This is a genomic window from Turicibacter sanguinis (assembly GCF_013046825.1).
Taxonomy (GTDB): Bacteria; Bacillota_I; Bacilli_A; order MOL361; family Turicibacteraceae; genus Turicibacter; species Turicibacter sanguinis.
Genome location: NZ_CP053187.1, coordinates 1,665,937 through 1,689,264 on the forward strand (window position 1 = coordinate 1,665,937; position 23,328 = coordinate 1,689,264).

A 23,328-nucleotide genomic window follows, 5' to 3' on the forward strand; every position below is an offset into this window, starting at 1 on the left:
CAGTGATCTATGTAGATAAATCGATTTTTGATGATTTAGAAAACTTTATTCTAACTCTTTATCAACAGGAACAGGAGAATACTAATTTTTTTAATATAATGATGAAGAAAAATATTGGGAAAGTTATTCAGGTTAAGAATTATGTAGGATTAATTCAATTAGATTGTGGATATCAAATTCAGGTACTTCCAAAAGTAATAACTCATGATACTGAGCTAATCAAAAAAACATTTATTCGGATGTTACAATCGTTAAAGAATTTTCCTTGTCAACATTTTAATGCAGCTAATTTACGAGTTGAACAAATGAGTATTTATGAAATCTTTATTACTATGTATATCCAAGAGTTAAACTTACTGTTAAAAAAAGGTCTTAAATCATCTTATTTAAATATAGAGAATAATCAAAATTATTATAAAGGTAAATTGTTGATAAATGAACATATTAAAAATAATTTAGTAAGTAAGCATCAGTTCTATGTGTCCTATGATGAATTTGAGATTAATCGACCAGAGAATAGACTGATTAAGTCTACTCTAATGAAATTAGGTAAAGAATCTACTAGTCATAAAAATAAAAAGGAATTAATGCAGTTATTGCTTCAATTTGATGCAGTTTCACCATCTAAATGTTATAGTAGTGATTTTTCAAATATTAAGCTAGATAGAACAACAAAGCTATATTCTAATTTAATGGAATGGTCTAAAGTATTTTTAATGAATAAAAGTTTTTCAACATTTTCAGGGGAAAATAACATGCAATCTTTATTGTTTCCTATGGAAAAACTATTTGAATCCTATGTAGCTCAACAGTTGAAAAAAGTACTGTGGGATTTACCATGGGACATCGATGTTCAAGCAAATGGATATTATTTATTTGATCGCCCTAAGAAATTTGCTTTAAGGCCTGATATTGTGATTACTAAAAAGTGCGGTCAAAAAATAATATTAGACACTAAGTGGAAAATATTAACGAATGATTCAAGACGAAATTACGGAATTTCACAATCAGATATGTATCAGATGTATGCTTACTCCAAAAAGTATGAAGCACTTAATATGAATCCTGAAATATGGTTACTGTATCCATTGACTGAAGAGGGTAAAGAATTAACAAATATTGAGTATATAAGTAATGATGGTGTAAGTGTTCATGTGTTCTTTGTGGATATAGTTAATATCGTTCAATCCCTGAATGCTCTTAGGGAATTATTGTTGTAAATATCAGAAGGTTATGTAAACTCAACATAATAGATCATTATATTGAGAAAAGTTAGATAAATTTCAAGAAATTAGGATAAATCCTAGTTTCTTTTTTTGTTAAAAGGAAGTAGTAGATAGAAGTCATTGTTAGATGTACGAGCCTGTATAAAGTTCTTATATTTCTATTAGGATTTGTAGAATTTAGAGAAATAAATAAGGTATAATTATTGAGTAAAATCTTAATTTGATCAAGGTAACAAAATCAGTTTTATTTAATTTTATATAAGAGTTTATTTTATTAAATAGTGAGGTTATAAGTGTTATGGAAACGCAAGTAGATTATAAAGTAAGAAGTAGCTTTGATAGTATTATTCAAAGTTTAGAAACAGAAAATATGACACAACGTGATCGAGGAACCTTATTTGAAGCAGTAGTTACTGGATATTTAAAAAATGAGCCAATGTATTCACGTTTATTTGATGAGGTTTGGATGTTAAAGGATGTTCCCGAAGCATATCAAATTCCTAAAAAAGATACGGGTGTCGATTTAGTAGCAAGAAATCGTGATACTGGTGATTTGGTTGCGATTCAATGTAAGTATTATTCAAAAGATACAACGATTCAAAAATCGCATATTGATTCGTTTTTAAATGAGATAGGAAAGAGTTATTATGCTGAGGGGATTGTTGTTTCATCTACGGATAAATGGAGTAATAATGCAGAAGAGGCATTGTTGAATCGTGATAAAAATATTGCCCGTATTGGATTATCACAGCTAAGGGATAGTGAGATTGATTGGACAATGTTTTCTTTAAAATCCCCTAAAAAGATTCAGTTGAAGTCACCAAAGAAACCACGTTTTCATCAAGTGCCTGCCATTGAAGCGGTGGTTAATGGATTTAAGGAAGCTGATCGTGGGAAGTTGATTATGGCACCAGGTACGGGGAAAACATATACGTCTATGGTAATTGCAGAAAAGATGGCTGAGGAAAAAGAGGGGTCATTTAGAGTTTTATATTTAGTACCAAGTATTCAATTATTATCTCAATCATTACGTGGTTGGACAGCTGATTCTAAATATCGTCAGGATATGAATACATTTGCCGTTTGTTCAGACCGTAAGGTAACAAAACAAAACGGAGAAAATGAATTTGGAGATATTGCTGCTACTGACTTAGGGTATCCAGCGACAACGGATTACCATAAATTGTTAGAACGTAAGAAAGAGATTGATTCACAAGAGAATCCAAGTAAATTCCTTGTTGTTTTTTCAACGTACCAATCGATTGATGTTATTATTGCAGCACAAAAAAATGGATTTTATGAATTTGATTTAGTGATTTGTGATGAAGCACATCGTACAACAGGGGTAACGGCACCAGGAAATGAGGAAAGCCCATTTGTTAAGGTGCATTATGATTATAATATTAAGACTGCTAAGCGTTTATATCAAACGGCAACGCCGCGAGTTTATGGAGATGATGCACGTTCAAGAGCGGATGAAATGTCAGTCGTTGTTGCGGATATGAATGATACAGGTATTTATGGTGAGGAATTTTACCGTATTGGATTTGGTGATGCTGTAAATAAAGGGATTTTAACGGATTATCGAGTGATGGTGCTTGCGGTTGATGAAGAGTCGATTGCTAAGCAATTTCAAGAAATGTTAGCAGATGAAAAGACATCGGAACTTAAATTTAATGATGTAACTAAGATTGTCGGATGTTGGAATGGACTTGTTAAACGTAGGAGTAATTCTAATGTTATTTCTAATAATCCTATGAAACGTGCGATTGCCTTTACTGGAACAATCAAAGAATCAAAGTTAATGAAAGAAATGTTTAGCACAGTGGTTGAACAGTATCTTTATGAATCAAGAGATTATACCAATCCCATGCAAATTGAAATTGACCATGCGGATGGGTCAATGAATGCTTTACAAAAGAATGAAAAAATCGCCTGGTTAAAGTCGCCTGTTCCTGATAATACGTGTCGTATTTTAACGAATGCGAGGTTTTTAACAGAAGGGGTTGATGTTCCTGATTTGGATGCAGTTATGTTTTTAAAACCTCGTAAATCGAAGATTGATATTGCCCAAGCCGTTGGACGTGTGATGAGAAAAGCTGAGGGAAAACAGTACGGTTATGTAATTTTACCGATCGGGGTACCTGCAGGTGTTGAACCCGAAAATGTTTTAAGTCAAAATGATAATTATCAAGTCGTGTGGGAAGTTTTAAATGCCCTACGTTCATTAGATGAACGCTTTGACTCAATGATTAATAAATTAGAATTAAATAAAAAAAAGCCTCCACAATTAGGAGTTGTAGGGGTAGGTTCTGCTCCAACGGATGAAGAGGGTGGATTTGAGGCAAGAGGTGAAACAGCCACTCAGTTGGCACTGGATATAGAGAATGAAAATATTTCTGATTTAGAACGAGCCATATATGGGAAAATCGTTAAAAAGGTTGGAAATGTTCGCTATTGGGAACAGTGGTCAGCAGATGTTGCCGATATAGCAAGACAACACATGATGCGAATTAGAGTCATGTTAGAGGATAAAACGAGCGCAGCTTATCATGCATTTTCACAGTTTTTAATTGGATTACATCAGAATATCAATGATTCTATCTCAGAAGAACAAGCCATTGAAATGTTAGCTCAACACTTGATTACAAAGCCCGTTTTTGAAGCCCTATTTGATTCATACAGTTTTGTTAATAATAACCCCGTTTCTCAATCAATGGATGCCGTATTAACAGTTATGGATGAAAAAGGGCTTATGAAAGAGCAAGAACGCCTTGAAAAGTTCTATGAGAGTGTCCGACTACGTGCAGAGGGAATTGATAATCTGAAAGCAAAACAAGACATTATCATTCAATTATACGATAAATTTTTTAAAGTCGGATTCAGAGAAACGACAGAGCGCTTAGGAATTGTTTTTACGCCCGTTGAGGTCGTTGATTTTATCATCCATTCGGTTGAAGATGTCTTACAAAAACATTTTGGGAAATCAATTAGTGATGAAGGAGTGCATGTTTTAGATCCGTTTACAGGAACAGGAACGTTTATCGTGCGCTTACTTCAAAGTGGATTGATTAAAAAGGAAGATTTACTAAGAAAGTACACACAAGAATTACACGCTAATGAAATGATTCTATTAAGTTATTACATCGCCGCTATTAATATCGAAGAAACCTACCACGCTATAACCAGTGGAGAATATGTGCCATTTGAGGGAATCGTTTTAACAGATACCTTTGAAAGTACTGAACGAGAAAATTCATTCGAAAGCGAACTCTTTAACGAAAACAACGCTCGTTTAAAACGCCAACAACAAGAACCAATATTTGCGATTATCGGAAACCCACCGTATTCTACCGGTCAAAATAATGAAAATGAAAATAATCAAAATAAACATTATCCTATTTTAGAACAGGAGATTACAAATACATATGCAAGAAATTCTAGGGCAAAATTAAAGCAAAGTTTGTATGATTCATATGTTAAATCATTTAAATGGGCATCCCAGCGGATTGAAGAAAAAGGAGTCATTGGTTTTGTGACGAATGGTTCTTTTATTGATAGTCAAAGTACAGATGGATTAAGAAAATGTTGGCATGAGGAATTTAATTATATTTATTTATTTAATTTAAGAGGAGATGCGAGAACATCGGGAGAACAAAGAAGGGCAGAGGCAGGAAATGTTTTTGGTGAGGGAACTCGAACAACTGTTGCGATTACCTTGCTTGTAAAGGATGGGTCTGATAATCATGAAATTTATTATCATGATATTGGGGATTATTTAAGTAGAGACGAAAAATTGGATATAATCTCTGATTATAAATCGATTAATAGAATACTCTGGAGTAATATAATTCCTGATAATAATAATGATTGGATTAATCAGCGAGATGAAAAATACGAAAATTATATTCCAATGGATAATGAATTAGAGAATTCTATTTTTAAGGACAGATCTATTGGAATAAGTACTAATAGAGATATGTGGGTATATGGATTTTCTAGAAATAAAGTAAAAGAAAATACGGAATATATGGTAGAGAATTATAATAGCGAAGTTAGACGCTTAGAAGGAAAAACAGATACTCAAAAGTTAAATGAAATGAATACAGCTGATAATTTTATTAAATGGACAGATGGATTAAAAAAAGCATTGATAGCTGAAAGGATAATTAGCGTTGATGAAAAATACCTTCAACTTAGTTATTATCGGCCTTTTACGAAAAAATGGTTATATTTCGATAAAGCTGTTATACATAGACCACGAAAATATCACGACATTATGAGTATAAATAATGAGATTATATTTACTTCAGGAGCAGGGGCAAAACGTGATTTTTCTGCTATAATGGTAGATTTAATTCCAAATCAGGATATGAATGAGAAAGGGCAAGGATTTTATTTGAATTCACCTCAAGAGGTAGGAATATCATTTGAAAATGAGAAATTAAATGTTAATGAGAAAATTGCTCAACAATTCCAATTAAATCAAAAAGATCTATTTTACTATACTTATGGTGTTTTACATTCATCAGCATATAGAGAAAAATACGCTAATGATTTAAGAAAAGCTTTACCTCGCATTCCCATCTTGAAAAATAAAGAGAAATATATTGAAGTGGGGCGACAGTTAGCTAATTTACATTTGAACTATGAATCAGTTCCACCATATGAAGGGGTAGAGGTTATTTATAAAACATCTAATCCATCTTATAAAGTGACAAAAATGAAACATCCGAAAAAAGGTGTCCTCGATACAATTATCTTTAATAGTGAGATTACCATTAAAAATATTCCTGAAAAAGCCTATGAATACCTCGTTAATGGTCGATCTGCTATTGGATGGATTATGGATCAATATCAATTGAAAATCGATAAAAAATCGGGTATCACGGATGATCCTAACTTATACTCAGAAGATGAAAAATACATTTTTAATTTACTACTAAGTATCATCAATGTTTCCGTTCAAACAGTAGAGTTAGTTAATAGCTTACCTCCTTTAGAAATTGAAGAGTAAAATCATAGCTTGGATGAAGAATGTTTTAAACTAAATTATAAATATATATTATTCTCTTGAATAGTTACTCAGGAGGTAATATACATGTCGAATGTGGCAAAACGTATTAATATTGTATCCATTAAAATGGTAAAGGAGTCTAGCTTCCTTTACCAAACACTTACCATTTCATCACCTAAGGATGCGTATGAAATGATTCATGAGCAACTTGAAGATTTGGATAGAGAGCAATTCATCATTGCCTGTTTGAATACTAAGAATGAACCGACTAATATTTCAGTGGTATCAGTTGGTTCATTAAATAAGGCTATTGTGCATCCAAGAGAAGTGTTTAAGACAGCCACCCTATCGAATGCTGCTAGTATTATGGCATTTCATAATCATCCATCAGGTGAAACTACACCATCACAACAAGATATTCAATTAACCAAACGCTTATATGAAGCAGGTGAGTTACTTGGTATCAAGTTGTTAGATCATCTCATTATCGGAGATGGTTCTTTTACATCATTAAAAGAAAAAGGTTATTTATAAGGAGCTAAGTGATACAGAAGTCGCTTAGCTCTTTTTATATATCATGAATAAGAGAAGGAGAAGAGATAATGAGTTATAAATTAACGATTTGTATTACTGAAACATTGGAACGTCTGATTGAAGTAGAGGTTGATAACATTGACTGTGATCCGATTGAATATGTTAGACAACAATATCTTGATGAAGAAATCATCTTAGATGCTAATGATGCTTGGTTATCTCTTTTTTTGCTAATTTTAATAGTAATTGTGCTCATGGTGGAGGATACTGCCACCATGGATACAAGTTCATCATAAGATTACATTTTATAGTAGGCTATTATATCGATGAAATGTTTTATCAAAATACTTGAAACCATTGATAATAAACAAAAAAACATATCTAAACTCAGAATCACCTTCTGTACTTAGATATGTTTTTTTACTGTAAATATTGCGGACGAGAATTTTTTGGTGGAGATGGGGCGTTCCGGTTAGTATCCACGTCCTGAGAGTATGTTAATATTAGTAGTTTTGTATTTTATCCTTAAGCTTTTAATAGCATTGTTTTCTTAGATAAAAACACATATAATTTATATTGGCTATAGAAGGAGGGGATTCGATGCAGAGTAAATATTGGAATTTAATGGTCCATACTAAATTTAGGGAGATATACATTGATGAGTTAGTAAAGAAATACCAAAGAAAAGAGAGTAGAGTTAAAATAATCTCTATAATTTTTTCCCTAGGAACGGTTATCTCACTAAGTACGCAACTTGGATTTGCTAGTCTTATTACAGTTATAACGGCATTTATACAAGTTTATTTAATCATTGAAGATTACTTACCACATAAGAAAAATCAGAAAGAGTTAATTAGGTTGAAAGAAATATTATCTAAAAAGTTTATCGAAATTTCTCATGACTGGTATTATGTTTCAAATAGTCAATGGACAGAAGATGAGATTAATCAGAAGTGTACTGATTTTGAAATGACTTTATTAAGAGAAACACAACAAATTACTAATTCTGTAAACTTTGATGATAACAATAAGAAGCTGATTGAATTAGCGCAAATAAAAACTGATCAATATTTTAGTAGTTCTATTAATTAAAAGTTGTAAGGAGAAAATATATGAAAAGACGTAAAGGATTTAATCAAAGAGTAAGAAGGAGTGTTCAGGCTAGTATGTTACCTCTAGCACCAAGGCCAGTGCCAATGCCTGATACTGTAAAACCTCCAAAAGAAAAGCCAATACAAATAAAAGGTTGATTTCTTTCCTACGAGGGAGCATATAATATAGTTTCAGATAATGTTACTATATGGATTTTAACAAAGTATATTAATTATTAAGGAAAGAAGTAATTAAGAAATCAATAACCTTAATTGCTTCTTTTTAATTGTCTTTGTTTTGTAATCAGTCTAAATAGAGATGTTTTTTATTATCGAATTTTTATGTGGTAACAATTGTTAAAACATTAATGAATGTATTATAGTGGGGTTTAAATACTAAACTAAACGCCTGTTTTAAAGGTATTTTGAGGATATTTAACAAGGGATAAATATCCAAAAGAAAAGTGAAGTCTATAGTTAAGATGGAAGGGGATTGAAATGAAAACGAATCAATTTAATATAATCTTAGATTTAAGTATACTTAAAAAGCTGAGAAATAAGATAAATGAGCAATATAATATTTCGTATTCTAAACAATATGGGAAATATCGTGCATGGGATAAGATATGTTCCATAATGGATAGACTCGATGATACTGTCGCTTATTTGAATGAAATTAAATTAAATACTGGGAAGTATAGAAGAAGTGCTTTTGATTTTTATGATTTTATGAATAATGCAGCTGTAGTTGTTGATTGTATTAAAGAATTAGCAAAGATTTTTGATATTTCTGATGATAGAATTAAAAATTCAACAGATATATTTAAACAGTTAGGTAGTGATGGAACAGGGACAGATGAAAAATATTTTCAATATTTACGTTCTTTATGTTCAGTTCACCCAATAGAAACGAGCCATCATAAAATCTATCAAGCGAATGATTTTGAATGTAGCCCATATGTAATTTGGAATAATCAAACTATTTGGTTTAATGACGATTGTGATCTTTATGCTATTGTTTATACCAGTAAAGATGAAGGGAGTACTAAAAGAGTACAGATATATATTCCACAGATTTTTGAGTATGTTAAGACAAGATTAGAGTTTGTTAACGAGATAATAGATGGAATTCAACAGTATCATCAAAATATAATTTCTGATTTTAAAAATCGTCCGATAAAAAGTGAGAACGAGTTTAATACTTATGTAGAATACTTAGAAAATTTAGAAAAAGAGTTAGTCGAACGTTATGGAACTGACTTACTTTATTCATTTAATCCTATCATTGATCTATTTAAACTTAAACTTTCAAATTCTGAAAATCAAGAAAAGATGAACTTATATTTGAATGCATTAAAGTATGCTATTAAATTTGAACATAGTAGTTTGCAAAATATGACTTGTGATGGATTTGAGAATAATGGGTTATTATATCCAAAAATGAACACTGAAACATCTTTATTTAACGAGTTATATTCACCTCATAGTAACAGTGATGAAGTACGATCTTATGCATATCAACTGCAGAAAATTAATTGTTTAAGTTATGACTCTGAGAAGATTAATAAAGAATGGGCGTATAGACAATTAGAAGAGATTAGACCATTTCTTGAAAGATATGTATCATTTAATAATGTTCAGAGTGATTTTGAATATTATGCCTTAGTTCAGTTAGCATTATACTTAGACTGTTTGAAACATAATTGTTTGATAAACAAAAATATTCCGAATGATTTAAAATTTCGCATAAGGTTATTATCTGATGAAGAATATAGAAAACTAATTTCAGATGAATAAACGGAGATTAAGAATATGTCAACCATTATTTTGAATAGTTATAGTAGAAAGATAAATATAATAGTAAGTTTTTAGATTGTAAGGGGTAGGTATGAGGTGAATGATCTCAACTACTTCTTTTTTGTTTGTCTTTCTATATTAATAAGGCTAAAATAGAATTATATATTGTAAAAATGTCTTAGGAGGAAAGATTAATGGGCAGCATTACGTTACAGGAGTTAGAGTCGCATTTATGGGAATCAGCGAATATATTACGTGGATCGATTGATTCATCAGATTATAAAAATTATATTTTTGGATTACTTTTCTTAAAGCGTGTAAATGATGTGTTTGAAGAGATTTGTCATCATTTAGTGGATGATGAAGGATGGGATTTAGAAGATGCAGAAGAAGAACGTGATGAGTATCAGTTCTTTGTTCCAAAGGAAGCTCGTTGGTCTTATTTACAATCATTAACGACTGATATTGGGCCTGCTTTAAATCATGCATTTGAACGTTTAGAAGAAGAGAATGGATCATTAGAAGGTGTATTTAAGCAAATTGATTTTAATGATAAAGAAAAGTTACCAGATACATTACTAATTCAATTAATTCAACATTTCTCAAAAATTAATTTAAGTAATGAGTCATTAGAAGAACCGGATATGCTTGGTCGTGCTTATGAGTATTTAATTAAACAGTTTGCCGATGATGCAGGTAAAAAGGGTGGAGAATTCTATACGCCAACGAAAGTTGTTGAATTACTTGTTAAATTAATCAAACCAGAAGAAGGAATGCGAATCTGCGACCCAACATCGGGATCAGGTGGGATGTTAATTCAATCAGTAGATTACATTAAATCTAAAGGTGGAAATCCGAATAACTTATCGCTATACGGACAAGAGAAAAACTTAAATACATGGGCCATTTGTAAGATGAACTTATTATTACATGGATTAAGTGATCATCGTATTGAAAAAGGAGATACGATCCGTGATCCTAAGTTAACTGAAAATGGAGAATTAATGTTATTTGATCGAGTGATTGCGAATCCTCCATATAGTTTAAAGAATTGGGGGCGTGAAGAAGCAAGTGCTGATGAATTTGGACGTTTCCGTTTTGGCTTACCACCTGCGAATGCTGGGGACTATGCGTTTGTTCAACATATGTTAGCGACGTTAAATCATACAGGGAAAGCAGGAGTTGTCTTACCTCATGGGATTTTGTTCCGTGGTGGAGCTGAAGGGAAAATTCGCCAGGGATTAGTGAAGGAAGATTTAATTGAAGCGATTATTGGATTACCTGCTAACTTATTCTATGGAACTGGAATTCCAGCTACAATTATCCTATATAATAAGGATAAAGAAGAAGCACGTCAAAATAAGATCTTCTTTATTGATGCCTCACGTGATTTCCAAGAAGGGAAAAACCAAAATGTGTTACGTGATGAAGATGTAGAAAAAATCGTTTCAACCTTTGATAATTATGAAGAAATTGAAAAGTATTCACGTATTGTGACATTAGATGAAATCAAAGAAAATGACTACAACTTAAATATCTCACGCTATATAGACACAACTGAAGAAGAAGAGCAAATTGATGTTGCACAGGAAATCAAAGAACTAAAGCAACTTGAACAAGAACGTGAGAAAATAGAAGCCACGATGTACAGCTTCTTAAAGGAGTTGGGATATTGTGAGTAAAGAAAAACAAGATTTATGGCAAGAATATAATTTTTTTGATGTAATTGAAGTGTTAGATTTCCGAGGTAGAACACCTAAAAAGTTAAATCTTGATTGGGGAGGAGATATTCCCGCTTTATCTGCTAATAATGTAAAAATGGGGAAAATAGACTATTCATTAACCACTAACTTTGGAAGTGAAGAATTATATTCTAAGTGGATGACTAAAGGTGATTTAGAAATCGGTGATTTAGTTTTAACAACTGAAGCACCGGCTGGAAATGTTGTTGTTATTAATGACAATAAAAAATATATATTAAGTCAGCGGGTTATTGGTTTAAAACCTGATAAAAGAGTTATAGATAGCAATTATTTAATGTATTTTTTTATGAGCAATTACTTTAAAAATTATCTTCAAGGATATGGGACAGGAACAACGGTTACTGGAATATCTCAAAAGAATTTAGAGTTTTTAAAAATAATTGCCCCGCCATTAGAAGAACAGCAAAAAATTGCCGAGATTCTTTCATCTGTTGATGCAGCGATTGAAAAGACAGAACAAGTGATTGCTAAAACAGAAGAAGTCAAAAAAGGATTAATGCAACAAATCCTAACAAAAGGAATCGGACATACAGAATTCAAACAAACAGAGATTGGAGAAATTCCTGTTGGATGGAATGTCATAAATTTAGAAGAAATATGTTCCTTAATTACATATGGATTTACTAATCCTATGCCAACTACAGATGAAGGTCCCTACATGATAACAGCTAAAGATATTAGAGATGGAGATATCCAGTATAAAACGGCAAGAAAAACCTCTATGGAATGTTATTCTAATGATTTAACTGATAAAAGTAGACCCTCGATAGGCGATATTCTAATAACTAAAGATGGGACATTAGGAAGACTAGCGATAGTAAAACAAGAAGATATTTGTATAAATCAATCGGTTGCTCGAATTGTTTTAAAGGATATAAATTTAGTAAAGTATATTTATTATCTTTTAGATTCACCACAAGTTCAGACTAGAATATTGGCTGAATCAGGTGGATCAACAATTAAACATATTTACATTACTAAACTAGCAAAAACGTTGATTCCAATATCAACCGATGTTGAAGAAATAAAAAATATTACTAATATTTTAGATAGTTATGACTATAAGATTTCATCTGAAAAGAGAAAATGTAATTACCTAATTAATATTAAAAAAGGATTGATGCAACAATTATTAACGGGTCAAGTTCGAGTTAAAATAGATTAAATGAAAATAGTATCTCGTCACGAGATACTATTTTATAAAATGATAAATTTATGATTTAGGAGAAATGGGGTGCTTATGTGAGTCATGAGGCTTGGAATGAGAAGGGGTTAGTTGAGAACCGTTTAATTGAGCAGTTAGTTGAATTAGGATATACTCATTTGATTGGCTCTGATCTTATGAATGATCGATTAGAGTCGGATGTTTTATTAAAGGGACGTTTAGAATCGGCAATTATTCGACTGAATCCTTGGATTAACGAGAGTAATGTTGCACAAGTGATTCGTAAGGTATCGCATATTTCTGCGACGTCTTTAATGGAAGCGAACCAAGAGTTCTATAGTTATCTAGTGAATATGATTTCGGTGCAACAGGATTTAGGAAAAGGAAAGAAACATCAAACGGTTAAATTGATTGATTTTGAGAATATTGAAGCGAATGAGTTTTTAGTGGTAGAACAATTAACGATTAAGACGGCTAAAGCAACTATTCGTCCTGATTTAGTTCTTTATGTGAATGGATTACCGCTTGTTGTGATTGAATGTAAAAGTCCGATGTTAAATCCAGACGAACAAATGGGACAAGCGATTCATCAAATGTTACGTTATCAAAAGGATGTTGAGACGTTATTCCACTATAATCAACTTTGTATTGCAGCTAGTTGGTATCAAGCAAAGGTCGGAACCATTGGAGCACGTCCACAACATTACAGTGCATGGAAAGATCCTTATCCTTATCCATTAGAAGAGGGGATGGAACCACAACAAATTCTAACACTTGGGATGTTAAGTCGTCCGAATTTACTAGATTTAATTCAAACGTTTATTGTGTTTGAAGGTGAAGGCCAACGAATTATTAAAAAGGTAGCTAGATATCAACAGTTTCGTGCGGTTAATAAAGCAGTTGATCGAATTAAGAATGCAAAATATAATACTGAACGTGGTGGAGTTATATGGGCGACACAAGGTAGTGGGAAGTCTATTTCAATGGTCTTTTTAGCTGTCAAACTAAGACGATTAAAACAGTTAGAAAATCCGACGATTGTTGTCGTTACTGATAGAAAAGATTTAGATGATCAAATTACCGCTACGTTTAGAAGATGTGGCTTTCCTAATCCAAAACAAGCGACGTCTGTCTCAGATTTGCGTCAGTTGTTAAATGGAGCAGTCGGGGAAACAGTCATGACCTTAGTTCATAAATTCCAAACAAGTGAAGAAGAAACGTCATTCCCACTTCTTTCAGAAGCATCAAACATTATTGTGATGGTTGATGAGGCTCATCGTACACAGTATGGGACTTTGAGTGTGAATATGAGAACGGCTTTACCTAATGCCATTTACTTAGGATTTACTGGAACACCAATTGATAAAGATGACAAACATACGACGAAAACATTCGGGACTTATATTGATACATACACGATTGAAGAAGCCGTTAAAGATGGAGCGACTGTCCCCATTTTCTATGAGTCACGATTACCCGATGTCCAAATTCAAGGAGGATCACTTGAAGAAATGTTCAATCTAGTGACACGAGAACTTGATGATGAGGCAAGAGAACGTGCTAAGAAGAAGTATGTCAATGATCAACTCATTGTTGCGACGCCAAAACGAATTCAACATATTGCGATGGATATCGTGAAGCATTACGAAGAATATATTAAACCAAATGGATTCAAAGCACAGGTCGTCGCTATTAATCGTCGGGCAGCCGTCATGTATAAAGAATACATTGATCAGTTCACGGATTTAGAATCAGCAGTTGTCTTTTCAACATCAGCCAAAGATAAAGATAATGAACTGATTTGGAAGTATCGTTTAGAGGAAGAACAAGAAAAAGAAATCATCAAGCGATTTAAAGATCCAAATGATCCATTAAGCTTCATTATCGTGGTGGATAAATTACTAACAGGGTTTGATGCCCCGATTGAACAGGTTATGTATTTAGATAAACCAATTAAGGAACATAACTTACTTCAAGCGATTGCTCGTACGAACCGTACCTATGATAAGAAGACTTATGGTTTATTAGTCGATTATTTTGGGGTTTCTCGTTTCTTAGATGAAGCATTAGAAAAGTTCAGTAATACCGATGTTGAAGGAGCATTGAGTGATATTGATTCTGTCATTCCAAGACTTCAAATGCATCATCAAGCCGTTTTAAATGTCTTTCATACCGTTGGCCTAGATGATTTTGATGCCTGTGTGAAGGTTTTAGAGCCAGAAGATACTCGACAAATCTTTGAGGAAAAGTTTAAACGATTTGTGAAAGACATGGATATGGTGATGCCGAATCCAAAAGCGAATCCTTACATCTCAGATTTGAAGAAGTTTGGAAAGATTAGACAAGCTGCCAAAAATCTATATCGTGATTCTGGAATGGATATCTCCGATTATGGGGAAAAGGTCCGTAAAGTTGTTGAAGACTATTTAGTGGTTAATCATATTGAAGTCTTACATGAACCGATTAACTTAATGTCTGATTATTTCAATGAACGTTTAGAGGCGGCGAAAACACCAGAAACGAAAGCTGCAGAAATGGAACATGCATTGAAACACGAAATCCGTGTCAAATTAGGAAGTGATCCTATTTATCAAACGTTAATGGAACGACTAGAAGAGTTAATCCGAAGACGTCGTGAACATCAACTACAAATTGCTGAATACATGGAAGAGCTAGGTTCTTTAATTAAACAAGCCAGTCAAGTTGGAAAGCAAACAAAAGGAAACTTAGATGCAAAACAAATGCCATTTTATCGTTTCTTAGAACAAGATGAAGCCATCGAAGCGTTAGTTGAAGATAAGAAACTCATTGAGCAATTAACCATCAATGTCACAAAAGTCATTCAAAAGTATGCACAGATTGTGGAGTGGACCAAAAAGGAAGATACGAAACGAGAGATGCGATTAGCTATCCGTCGTGAAATCAATGACACACTGAATGCACGTGGACCATTCAAAAAAACAGTACAAGGCTTAGCCGAACTAGCAGAAGTACATTATGGGAATTAGGCTATTCCAAACTCATTGACTAAATAAAATTAATTAAATATGGGGGAGATTTAGTGACTGATAAATTAAAGGTTTATCATAATGAGAATGGAATTGGAGAAATAATAAAAATAGATAGACCATATTTCTGGGTTAAATATGAGAATAGTAACTATACATACAGACATCATATTAGTGAATTAACCGGAATATCTAGTAAATTTAAATCGACAGCAAAAAATAAGTCTAAAGAGGGTTTTTCTTGTTCACGTGCAGATGAGTGTGATAAAATTGATGAAAACCAAGAGTCTAGTTTGAAATACGCAGAAGATGTTGTCTTCTTAGGTCATTTTTAATACTTACTATATTAAATTTAAAACTATAAAAGAGAGCCTAAAAATTGGCTCTCTTTTATAGTTTTAAATTTGGACCATGAATTCGTAACCATTCTTTACGATCTTCATAGTCGGGGATTAAGCTGCTGATGAGATTCCAAAAGTCATCACTATGATCCATGTATTTCAAATGACAGAGTTCATGAACAAGGATATAGTCAACATATCGCATAGGAGCAGTAAAGATTCGCCAATTAATATGAATATTCCCTGATGGCGTACATGTCCCCCATGATTTTTCTTGTTCTTTGACGATTAATTGGCTAGGTGATAGATTAAGTTTGTTCTCATAAAGTTTAAGACGTTGTTTTAATTTTTTAGCCCCCATTTCAATATACCATTTCTTAAATAAATGATTGAGAGATTGTATACGCTCTGTGTCATTAAAATGATTAGGTACTTTGGCTGTAAATTTACCTTGATGGAATTGAATATGGCAATCTGTTAAAGAGTCATCTTTAATGACTTTTAATCGATACTGACGACCTAAGTATGGAATCTTTTCACCACTTTTAAATTGACGTGAACTTTCTTCTGGTTTTATTTCAGATAACTTTCTAAGTTGCTTGTAGATAGCAGGAGCTTTCTTTTTTATAATAGCAGCAATTTGTTCATCACTAGTATGTGGGGGGGCCACGACTGTGACACCTATTTGATATTCGATTAAGATTGAAATATCTTTCTTACTTTCCTTGTAAGTAATCTGGTAATCAATTAGCGTTGTTCCATATTGAATACTTGGCATCCTTAATACCGCCTTTATAAATGAATTGAATATAACCATTATAACAAACATATGATCGTTTTAAACTAAATTATAAACATATATTATTTCCTTGAATGATTACTCAGGAGGTAATATACATGTCGAATGTCGCAAAACGTATAAATATTGTATCCATTAAAATGGTAAAGGAGTCTAGCTTCCTTTACCAAACACGTACCATTTCATCACCTAAGGATGCCTATGAAATGATTAAAGAACAACTAGAAGGATTAGATCGGGAGCAGTTCATTATTGCTTGTTTGAATACAAAGAATGAACCCACTAATATCTCAGTGGTATCAGTTGGAACACTTAATAAAGCGATTGTCCATCCAAGAGAAGTGTTCAAAACAGCCATTCTATCGAATGCAGCGAGTATTATGGCATTTCATAATCATCCATCAGGAGAAACAACACCATCACAACAAGATATTCAATTAACCAACCGCTTATATGAAGCCGGTGAGCTACTCGGTATCAAGCTATTAGATCATCTCATTATCGGAGATGGAACATTTACCTCATTAAAAGAAAAAGGGTATTTATAAGGAGGATAAATTTATGAGCCATAAATTAACGATTTGTATTACTGAAACATTGGAACGTCTGATTGAAGTAGAGGTTGATGATATTAATTGTGATCCGATTGAATATATCAGACAACAATATCTTGATGAAGAAATCATCTTAGATTCATCAGATTTGGTTGATACTGAATTTAGAATATGTGAATGATTTAGTTGACATCAACCGACAATATATTCCATAATTAAGTAGCAACAAGAATTATGGAGGTATATACAATGTTTGATGTTTATTATGAAGAAGATGATGAGTGACGTAGTTACTCTATTATAAAAATGAATGAAGTAGATAGAAGAACCAAGTGAACACAGAGTTTGCTTGGTTCTTTTTTATTTACCTTGTTAATAGGAGGAGTTTGAAATGTTAAAGTGGATTAACGTGAAAGAACTGGTTCGATTAGATTTAGATGAATCAAAGTCATTAGGAATTATGAGATTAGATTGGTCAGGATCAAGGATAGATGAGGTTTGTAATCAGTGGTATCCATCACAACAGTTTGATGAAGTTATAACAAAATACGACATCTCTATTCAATCGTTACAAGAAGGGTTAAATGAATTAATCTTTAATCAATTAAATGTATTTAATCAAGTCATCGAACAATGTGGAGGTGAAGGATATAGTTATGAACAGACATTCAAAGTTCAAACAAGTGATTTCAATTTCTTCATTCGATTAAAACCTGTAAGAGGTGAATGTAGTCATATCTTTGCTTATTATCGTTAAACAAATAAAGGAGGTTTAAAGATGGCAATTGTAAATAGAATGAGTCTAAGAACAGAGGTGGTATATAGTGATGATATGAATCATCGCTATATAATAAGGAAAGAGTGGGATAAAAATAAACCTAAAGCTACCATTATCATGATTAATCCATCAAGTGCTAATGAAGTAGAAATTGATCATACCACTATGAATGTGATTAATAATCTGAATCGATTAGATTATGGAGCTGTAGATATCACTAACTTATTCTCATTGATTTGCCCTAAGATAAGTTATAGAAAATCAATTGGTGAATTAGTTGAGGATGAGAATGACATCTATATAGAAAAGTCATGTTTAAAGTCAGATATAGTCATTATTGCTTGGGGTTCTATAGGAGAAGGGAGTAAGAAAATTACAGGCCGACAAGAAGAGTTACTGGAGAAACTAAAACCATTTAGAAATAAGATGTATGTTATCTGTGATCCTTATCGGAGTATTCCGATGCATCCATTATGCCCACGAATTAAGAATCAGTGGCGTTTAGTTAAGATGTATAAGGAGTGATCATTAATTATTCAAAATTAAATTCAATTAGTATTAATTATGATTTAATACTTAACCAATCCATTAGAAGACCTAGCCAATAAGGCTAGGTCTTTTACATAGGAACAAAGAAAGGATGAAATAAGCAATGAAAATTTGGAAGTTAGAACAGTTAAAGCAAGAAATGAATGTAGATGAAATGGTCTTAGCGAAGGCAGAAGAGATTCTCAAGGTCTTAAATGTTCATTATGGGGATGACCGATTAGTGACCGATTTAGGTGGCTATATCTTGTTGGATATAGAAGAAATTCATATATTCATTAATCAACATTCAACATTAATTCCTGAATACATTGAAACCTTTGAAGGTCGAGATTCAAATCAATATGTGGAAGTCCTGTTTATGTTATCAAGTGATGATCATGTGGTGCTTTACTTGTTAAAAGAAACATTGGATCAAGATTATCCCGCATTAGTTAAACAGTATGAAGCATTAGAAGGAGATGAGTAGGATGTTGTATTGGTTAAAAGTCATTGCATTAGTTCTAGAGCTTATCATGGAAGGGTTGAGTCAAGGTGAAGCTATCCATCGAGTGGCTGATCGATTAGGACTAGATCCAGAAGAAATCAAACGTTGGATGTAATAAAAAGAAGGAGGAAGAAGAATGCAACGATACATAACAAGTGGAGTCAATGAACAAATCTCGATAGACATACAACAGTGCTATGAGGTAGTTAAAGCGACAGGTAAATACGACTACCTACAAGTGTTTGAATTGAAACAGGTAGCAGAACATACTCAACAAATTGAACATAGACAAGAAGTACCAGAATACAATCAAGTTTATCAATTAAGGTCAATCAATCCAATTGAGCAGAAGATCTTCATCATTGATGAAGGAGAATATGCCACGATGTTGTTAGCGGAAGAATACTAATCAAAAAAAGGACATAGTTTATATTAGTTTAATTGAACTAATGCCACTATGTCTTTTTTACTTAATGATATGTGTGATAAATAAAAAATAGAAAGTTACAACTTATTGTAGTACTAGAAATTCTAATAATAAGTGTTATTTTGTATTTTTGTGAAATTTAATATGCGTTCTCTATTTTTTTTGACTATTTTACACCATTCAATAGAAGTGAAAGTTGGTACATTATATTTAGAAAAATATAGAACTTGAAAAAGTGAGTGAAGTTTTTTTTGACAATGTAACTCATAAACTAGTGATGTGTCATTAATTTCTACGCTAGAGATTCCATCTAGAACTTGGGGTCTAATCCAGGAAAAGTATTCGACGACAAGATCATGAACTCGTCGAAGGTGTTCTTTATTTTCTATCCCCTGTTGATGTGTTATTACTATACGATAATACGTTATACTAGGGGCTTTTTTAAATTTATTTTCGTTATCATTAAATATAACCTCTTGAGATATTTGAATAGGTTTATAGGTGTTGAGATTGCTTAATAAATTACTTAATTGAGAACATATTTCTTTGAACTCAATCACAGGGGAAAATTGATACGTACCATCTATGTATTTAATATTAGATTTTTGTAAATCTCTCTGAATTGAGCGGTCTGTATGACTAAAATCATTTTGCTTGTAAATATCTTTAATATCATCAATTGTTAAGGGCGATTGTGAAATATAACGATCGACGGCTAGTTCTTTTAATTGTTGTTTTATTATATCTATTTGTTTATTAGTGCGACGTTTTGGTGCTGTGTTATTCATTTAAAGTAATCACCTCAAAAAAAATAATTTTTTAAAATTTATGTCGTAGTAAGTAGATTATATCCATATATGTAGGCTTTAGGATATAGTTTGGAGAGAGATTATATTTAACATTATACATTATAACATACATTACGACATAAAAATGTTTATTTTTATGTCGTTTTATGCTTCGTTCGACAGATTGATTTAAAATAATGTGTCGAATATAATGTTTTTGTGTTGAGGTGATAATCGTTTAAGTATTGAGTTGTTTCTTTTATAGAATCATTAAACATTTATAAATGTAATGTTTAAAAGTTCAAAGGAGATGCCCAAATGCTTAATCATAGTTCAATCTATGAGATTGAATAGTGAGTCATTTCATAGAGACTGAAGATTGCGAAAGTTCCGACAATGCTTTGAATCACTTTCATATTTCGCATCTTTCGCAACTTTGAGTATGAAATTTAGGAGGATACAAACATGAAAAACTTAAAAAACTTACAAACGACTATTTTAGAAAATTTGAATTTAATTCGTAAACCGCATGAGGTGGTCGAAGTTCGTATGTTAAAAACAAAAACTGGGACTGTTTCTGGATATTACGATAATTATTCTAAGCTTGTGCAGGATATTCAATCACATATAGGAAAACAGGATATTTATTTCTCATTAAACCCTGTATGTCAAGATTTAGTTGCTCGATCTGCAAATCGTCTAACAACATATGCTAAAACTACGACAAGCGATCAAGATATTAAAAAAATCTCCTACATCTTAATTGATTTAGATCCAGTTCGTCCATCTGGGATTTCATCGACAGATGAAGAAAAAGAACGTGCATTTAGTAAATTAAAAGACATCTATAAATTTCTATCAGACTATGGATGGCCCAAACCTATTGTTGCTGATAGTGGAAATGGGTATCACTTGCTATATTCTGTTGACTTTGCTAATACGAATGAGAATCGAGATTTATTAAAACAATTATTAGCGACACTAGATCAATTGTTTTCTGATGATAAGGTACATGTGGATAAAACAACATTTAATCCAGCTCGCATAGTTAAACTTTATGGGACCAAAGCTTGTAAAGGGGATTCCATTGAGGAGCGACCTCATCGTTGGTCAAGTATTATTTCTAAACCTACTAAGTTATTAGAGGTCTCAGTTGAAAAAATTATTGAGATCAATCAATTATTTATTCATCACAAGGATTCTAATAAAAAACAAGATAATCTTCAAAAAATTGATGTTGAAAAAATAATTAAGAAGTACAATCTCGGTGAATATAGGAAATCACCTTGGAATAATGGAACTCGTTATATCTTTAAAACATGTCCTTTTAATGAGAACCATAATGATTCGAATTTTTACATTATTCAGTTTGATAATGGTGCTATCTATGCAAGATGCCACCATGATTCTTGTTCAGGAAATGACTGGAATGCGTTGAAAGCTAAATTAGGTATTGTGACAAAAGGAATGAAAAAGTCAGAAAAGGATAGTAAAGATGAAGAAGTTATTAAAGAATCAGTTTCTGATATATTATTACGATTGACACATGATCTTGACTTCTTTTCCGATGATTTAGAAGAGGCACATGTGAAAATTCCTCTTGATGATGCTGTAAAAGTAGTTAAGGTAAAAGGGGAATTCTTTAAAAAATGGTTGATAAAGATTTACTACGATGAAACTGGAAAAGCGGTGACCGCTGAAGGGTTAAATCAAGCTATTAATGTATTAGATGCTAAAGGTCTCTTTTCGGAGAACGCTAATCGTAAGTTATTTCAGCGTGTGGGTAAAGTAGATAATAACTTTTACTATGATCTTTGTGATGATCTAGGGTCAGTGGTAGAGATACATAACAATGAATGTCATATTATTAACGATTCGTATGGAATCTTCAATAAAAAAGGTGTCATGTCACAGCAGGTACAACCCAACTTTAAGGTATCTTCAAGAAGACTGTTAGAATTGATTGTAAAAAGTTTTAATTTTAAATCTAGAAAAGATGCCATCTTATATTTAGTTTATCTTGCTACTTGTTATATTCCGGATATTGCACATCCTGTTTTGATTTTACATGGAGAAAAGGGAGCAGCAAAATCAACGACGATGAGATTTACACGAATGTTAGTTGATCCATCTCGAGTTCCTTTAATTTCCATGCCTACAAAAATCGATGATTTAGCTGGGGTTTTAGCAAAGACTCATATGATTTGCTTTGATAATCTAGCAACTATTAAGTCTGATGTTAGTGATTTATTATGTATGGCTTCAACGGGTGGAGGATATACCAAAAGAAAGTTATATACCGATGATGAAGAAGTGATTTATAGCTTTAAGCGTTGTATTTGTTTAAATGGTATTGATATTGTAGCTACGCAACCTGACTTGTTAGATCGCAGTCTTTTAATTGAATTAGAACGAATCCCTACAGGAGTTTATCAAACAGAAGCAACTATTAATGCTCGTTTTGAATCAGTTCGTGCAGAGATAATTGGAGGATGTTTAACTGCCATTGCTAAAGCTAAAGTCATTTATTCTGATATAACTGTTCCAGGTCTTGGACGAATGGCTGATTTTATGCACTGGGGATATGCAATAGCAGAAGTATTAGGAGTAGGTGGAGATAATTTCGTGAAGATTTATGCTGAAAACCAAAGTAAGAGTATTTTAGAAGCCATTGATTCACATCCTGTTGCTGCGGCGGTTGTTACTTTAATGAGTAATCAAACTCAGTGGCGTGGAAGTGTTTCATCGCTTTTAATGGTATTAAATCAAGTCGCTAATACCAGTGGAATGGATACAAATCATAAACTGTGGCCGAAGGCTCCTAAATCATTAAGTTCAAGACTGAAGGAAGTTAAGTCTAATCTAGAAGCAGTAGGTATTAAATATTCTATTCGAAATGTTGGAACACATAAAGAAATTACTGTTGTAGCAGAACGTTAGAAAAAAGATGCGAAAGGTGTGAAAGATCTGAAAGTTATAGATAACTGTCGCATCTTTCGCAATCTTA

Annotated in this window: 21 protein-coding genes; 19 read left to right on the plus strand and 2 right to left on the minus strand. The window is 32.4% G+C overall.

Features of this window, described 5'->3' with window-relative positions:
- The first annotated feature begins 2 nt into the window (after window positions 1-2).
- From HLK68_RS08070 to HLK68_RS08115, 11 genes are all read left to right on the plus strand, one after another.
- Window positions 3-1,220: an McrC family protein gene (locus HLK68_RS08070; RefSeq protein ID WP_238843567.1), complete on the plus strand. Its 1,218-nt coding sequence runs from the start codon at window positions 3-5 to the stop codon at window positions 1,218-1,220.
- A gap of 304 nt (window positions 1,221-1,524) precedes the next feature.
- The gene (locus tag HLK68_RS08075; RefSeq protein ID WP_132942861.1) at window positions 1,525-6,243 is read left to right on the plus strand and encodes a DEAD/DEAH box helicase; all 4,719 of its coding nucleotides are present in this window, start codon (window positions 1,525-1,527) and stop codon (window positions 6,241-6,243) included.
- 84 nt (window positions 6,244-6,327) lie between these two features.
- Window positions 6,328-6,777, plus strand: coding sequence for a JAB domain-containing protein (locus HLK68_RS08080; protein ID WP_132942860.1), 450 nt, complete (start codon window positions 6,328-6,330; stop codon window positions 6,775-6,777).
- Between the two features lie 68 nt (window positions 6,778-6,845).
- Window positions 6,846-7,073: a DpnD/PcfM family protein gene (locus HLK68_RS08085; protein ID WP_006784127.1), complete on the plus strand. Its 228-nt coding sequence runs from the start codon at window positions 6,846-6,848 to the stop codon at window positions 7,071-7,073.
- 304 nt (window positions 7,074-7,377) lie between these two features.
- Entirely contained in the window at window positions 7,378-7,869 is a 492-nt protein-coding gene (locus tag HLK68_RS08090) for a hypothetical protein (RefSeq protein WP_132942859.1), read from the plus strand.
- Window positions 7,870-7,889: 20 nt separating this feature from the next.
- Complete coding sequence (locus tag HLK68_RS14580) at window positions 7,890-8,027, plus strand: hypothetical protein (protein WP_238843568.1); 138 nt, start codon at window positions 7,890-7,892, stop codon at window positions 8,025-8,027.
- Between the two features lie 339 nt (window positions 8,028-8,366).
- Window positions 8,367-9,665, plus strand: coding sequence for a hypothetical protein (locus tag HLK68_RS08095; RefSeq protein WP_132942858.1), 1,299 nt, complete (start codon window positions 8,367-8,369; stop codon window positions 9,663-9,665).
- 194 nt (window positions 9,666-9,859) lie between these two features.
- Window positions 9,860-11,347 (plus strand): type I restriction-modification system subunit M, encoded by a 1,488-nt coding sequence (locus tag HLK68_RS08100; protein WP_132942857.1) that lies wholly within the window; start codon window positions 9,860-9,862, stop codon window positions 11,345-11,347.
- A complete protein-coding gene (locus HLK68_RS08105) occupies window positions 11,340-12,593 on the plus strand; it encodes a restriction endonuclease subunit S (protein ID WP_132942856.1) in 1,254 nt (417 codons plus the stop codon). The genes HLK68_RS08100 and HLK68_RS08105 overlap by 8 nt, the downstream gene beginning before the upstream one ends.
- 77 nt (window positions 12,594-12,670) lie before the next feature.
- On the plus strand, window positions 12,671-15,601 hold the full coding sequence (locus tag HLK68_RS08110) for a type I restriction endonuclease subunit R (RefSeq protein ID WP_132942855.1): 2,931 nt from the start codon (window positions 12,671-12,673) through the stop codon (window positions 15,599-15,601).
- Window positions 15,602-15,654: 53 nt separating this feature from the next.
- Entirely contained in the window at window positions 15,655-15,936 is a 282-nt protein-coding gene (locus tag HLK68_RS08115; protein WP_132942854.1) for a hypothetical protein, read from the plus strand.
- Between the two features lie 55 nt (window positions 15,937-15,991).
- Here the strand turns inward: HLK68_RS08115 and HLK68_RS08120 are convergent, their stop codons facing one another.
- Window positions 15,992-16,720 carry a M48 family metallopeptidase gene (locus HLK68_RS08120; protein ID WP_132942853.1) on the minus strand — a complete coding sequence of 243 codons (729 nt, stop codon included), beginning with the start codon at window positions 16,718-16,720 and terminating at the stop codon, window positions 15,992-15,994.
- Window positions 16,721-16,839: 119 nt separating this feature from the next.
- On the opposite strand from HLK68_RS08120, the gene HLK68_RS08125 reads away from it, so the two are divergent.
- From HLK68_RS08125 to HLK68_RS08150, 7 genes are all read left to right on the plus strand, one after another.
- Window positions 16,840-17,289: a JAB domain-containing protein gene (locus tag HLK68_RS08125; protein WP_132942852.1), complete on the plus strand. Its 450-nt coding sequence runs from the start codon at window positions 16,840-16,842 to the stop codon at window positions 17,287-17,289.
- Window positions 17,290-17,302: 13 nt separating this feature from the next.
- Complete coding sequence (locus HLK68_RS08130; protein ID WP_132942851.1) at window positions 17,303-17,476, plus strand: DpnD/PcfM family protein; 174 nt, start codon at window positions 17,303-17,305, stop codon at window positions 17,474-17,476.
- A gap of 210 nt (window positions 17,477-17,686) precedes the next feature.
- The gene (locus tag HLK68_RS08135) at window positions 17,687-18,052 is read left to right on the plus strand and encodes a hypothetical protein (RefSeq protein WP_055244560.1); all 366 of its coding nucleotides are present in this window, start codon (window positions 17,687-17,689) and stop codon (window positions 18,050-18,052) included.
- Window positions 18,053-18,073: 21 nt separating this feature from the next.
- Window positions 18,074-18,598 (plus strand): DUF1643 domain-containing protein, encoded by a 525-nt coding sequence (locus HLK68_RS08140; protein WP_055244558.1) that lies wholly within the window; start codon window positions 18,074-18,076, stop codon window positions 18,596-18,598.
- 127 nt (window positions 18,599-18,725) lie between these two features.
- Window positions 18,726-19,088 carry a hypothetical protein gene (locus HLK68_RS08145; protein WP_055244556.1) on the plus strand — a complete coding sequence of 121 codons (363 nt, stop codon included), beginning with the start codon at window positions 18,726-18,728 and terminating at the stop codon, window positions 19,086-19,088.
- Window position 19,089: 1 nt separating this feature from the next.
- The gene (locus tag HLK68_RS14700; protein WP_267490016.1) at window positions 19,090-19,221 is read left to right on the plus strand and encodes a hypothetical protein; all 132 of its coding nucleotides are present in this window, start codon (window positions 19,090-19,092) and stop codon (window positions 19,219-19,221) included.
- 21 nt (window positions 19,222-19,242) lie between these two features.
- Window positions 19,243-19,515 (plus strand): DUF960 family protein, encoded by a 273-nt coding sequence (locus tag HLK68_RS08150; RefSeq protein ID WP_132942850.1) that lies wholly within the window; start codon window positions 19,243-19,245, stop codon window positions 19,513-19,515.
- A gap of 122 nt (window positions 19,516-19,637) precedes the next feature.
- Here the strand turns inward: HLK68_RS08150 and HLK68_RS08155 are convergent, their stop codons facing one another.
- Window positions 19,638-20,321: a hypothetical protein gene (locus tag HLK68_RS08155; RefSeq protein WP_055244547.1), complete on the minus strand. Its 684-nt coding sequence runs from the start codon at window positions 20,319-20,321 to the stop codon at window positions 19,638-19,640.
- 465 nt (window positions 20,322-20,786) lie between these two features.
- On the opposite strand from HLK68_RS08155, the gene HLK68_RS08160 reads away from it, so the two are divergent.
- On the plus strand, window positions 20,787-23,261 hold the full coding sequence (locus tag HLK68_RS08160; RefSeq protein WP_132942849.1) for a hypothetical protein: 2,475 nt from the start codon (window positions 20,787-20,789) through the stop codon (window positions 23,259-23,261).
- Window positions 23,262-23,328: the final 67 nt, after the last annotated feature.

Bases quoted from the DNA above. Each gene is read 5' to 3' on its own strand.
- HLK68_RS08075 (WP_132942861.1), top strand. From the start codon at position 1,525: ATGGAAACGCAAGTAGATTATAAAGTAAGAAGTAGCTTTGATAGTATT.
- HLK68_RS08080 (WP_132942860.1), top strand. From the start codon at position 6,328: ATGTCGAATGTGGCAAAACGTATTAATATTGTATCCATTAAAATGGTA.
- HLK68_RS08085 (WP_006784127.1), top strand. From the start codon at position 6,846: ATGAGTTATAAATTAACGATTTGTATTACTGAAACATTGGAACGTCTG.
- HLK68_RS08090 (WP_132942859.1), top strand. From the start codon at position 7,378: ATGCAGAGTAAATATTGGAATTTAATGGTCCATACTAAATTTAGGGAG.
- HLK68_RS14580 (WP_238843568.1), top strand. From the start codon at position 7,890: ATGAAAAGACGTAAAGGATTTAATCAAAGAGTAAGAAGGAGTGTTCAG.
- HLK68_RS08095 (WP_132942858.1), top strand. From the start codon at position 8,367: ATGAAAACGAATCAATTTAATATAATCTTAGATTTAAGTATACTTAAA.
- HLK68_RS08100 (WP_132942857.1), top strand. From the start codon at position 9,860: ATGGGCAGCATTACGTTACAGGAGTTAGAGTCGCATTTATGGGAATCA.
- HLK68_RS08120 (WP_132942853.1), bottom strand. From the start codon at position 16,720: ATGCCAAGTATTCAATATGGAACAACGCTAATTGATTACCAGATTACT.
- HLK68_RS08125 (WP_132942852.1), top strand. From the start codon at position 16,840: ATGTCGAATGTCGCAAAACGTATAAATATTGTATCCATTAAAATGGTA.
- HLK68_RS08130 (WP_132942851.1), top strand. From the start codon at position 17,303: ATGAGCCATAAATTAACGATTTGTATTACTGAAACATTGGAACGTCTG.
- HLK68_RS08135 (WP_055244560.1), top strand. From the start codon at position 17,687: ATGTTAAAGTGGATTAACGTGAAAGAACTGGTTCGATTAGATTTAGAT.
- HLK68_RS08140 (WP_055244558.1), top strand. From the start codon at position 18,074: ATGGCAATTGTAAATAGAATGAGTCTAAGAACAGAGGTGGTATATAGT.
- HLK68_RS08145 (WP_055244556.1), top strand. From the start codon at position 18,726: ATGAAAATTTGGAAGTTAGAACAGTTAAAGCAAGAAATGAATGTAGAT.
- HLK68_RS14700 (WP_267490016.1), top strand. From the start codon at position 19,090: ATGTTGTATTGGTTAAAAGTCATTGCATTAGTTCTAGAGCTTATCATG.
- HLK68_RS08150 (WP_132942850.1), top strand. From the start codon at position 19,243: ATGCAACGATACATAACAAGTGGAGTCAATGAACAAATCTCGATAGAC.
- HLK68_RS08155 (WP_055244547.1), bottom strand. From the start codon at position 20,321: ATGAATAACACAGCACCAAAACGTCGCACTAATAAACAAATAGATATA.
- HLK68_RS08160 (WP_132942849.1), top strand. From the start codon at position 20,787: ATGAAAAACTTAAAAAACTTACAAACGACTATTTTAGAAAATTTGAAT.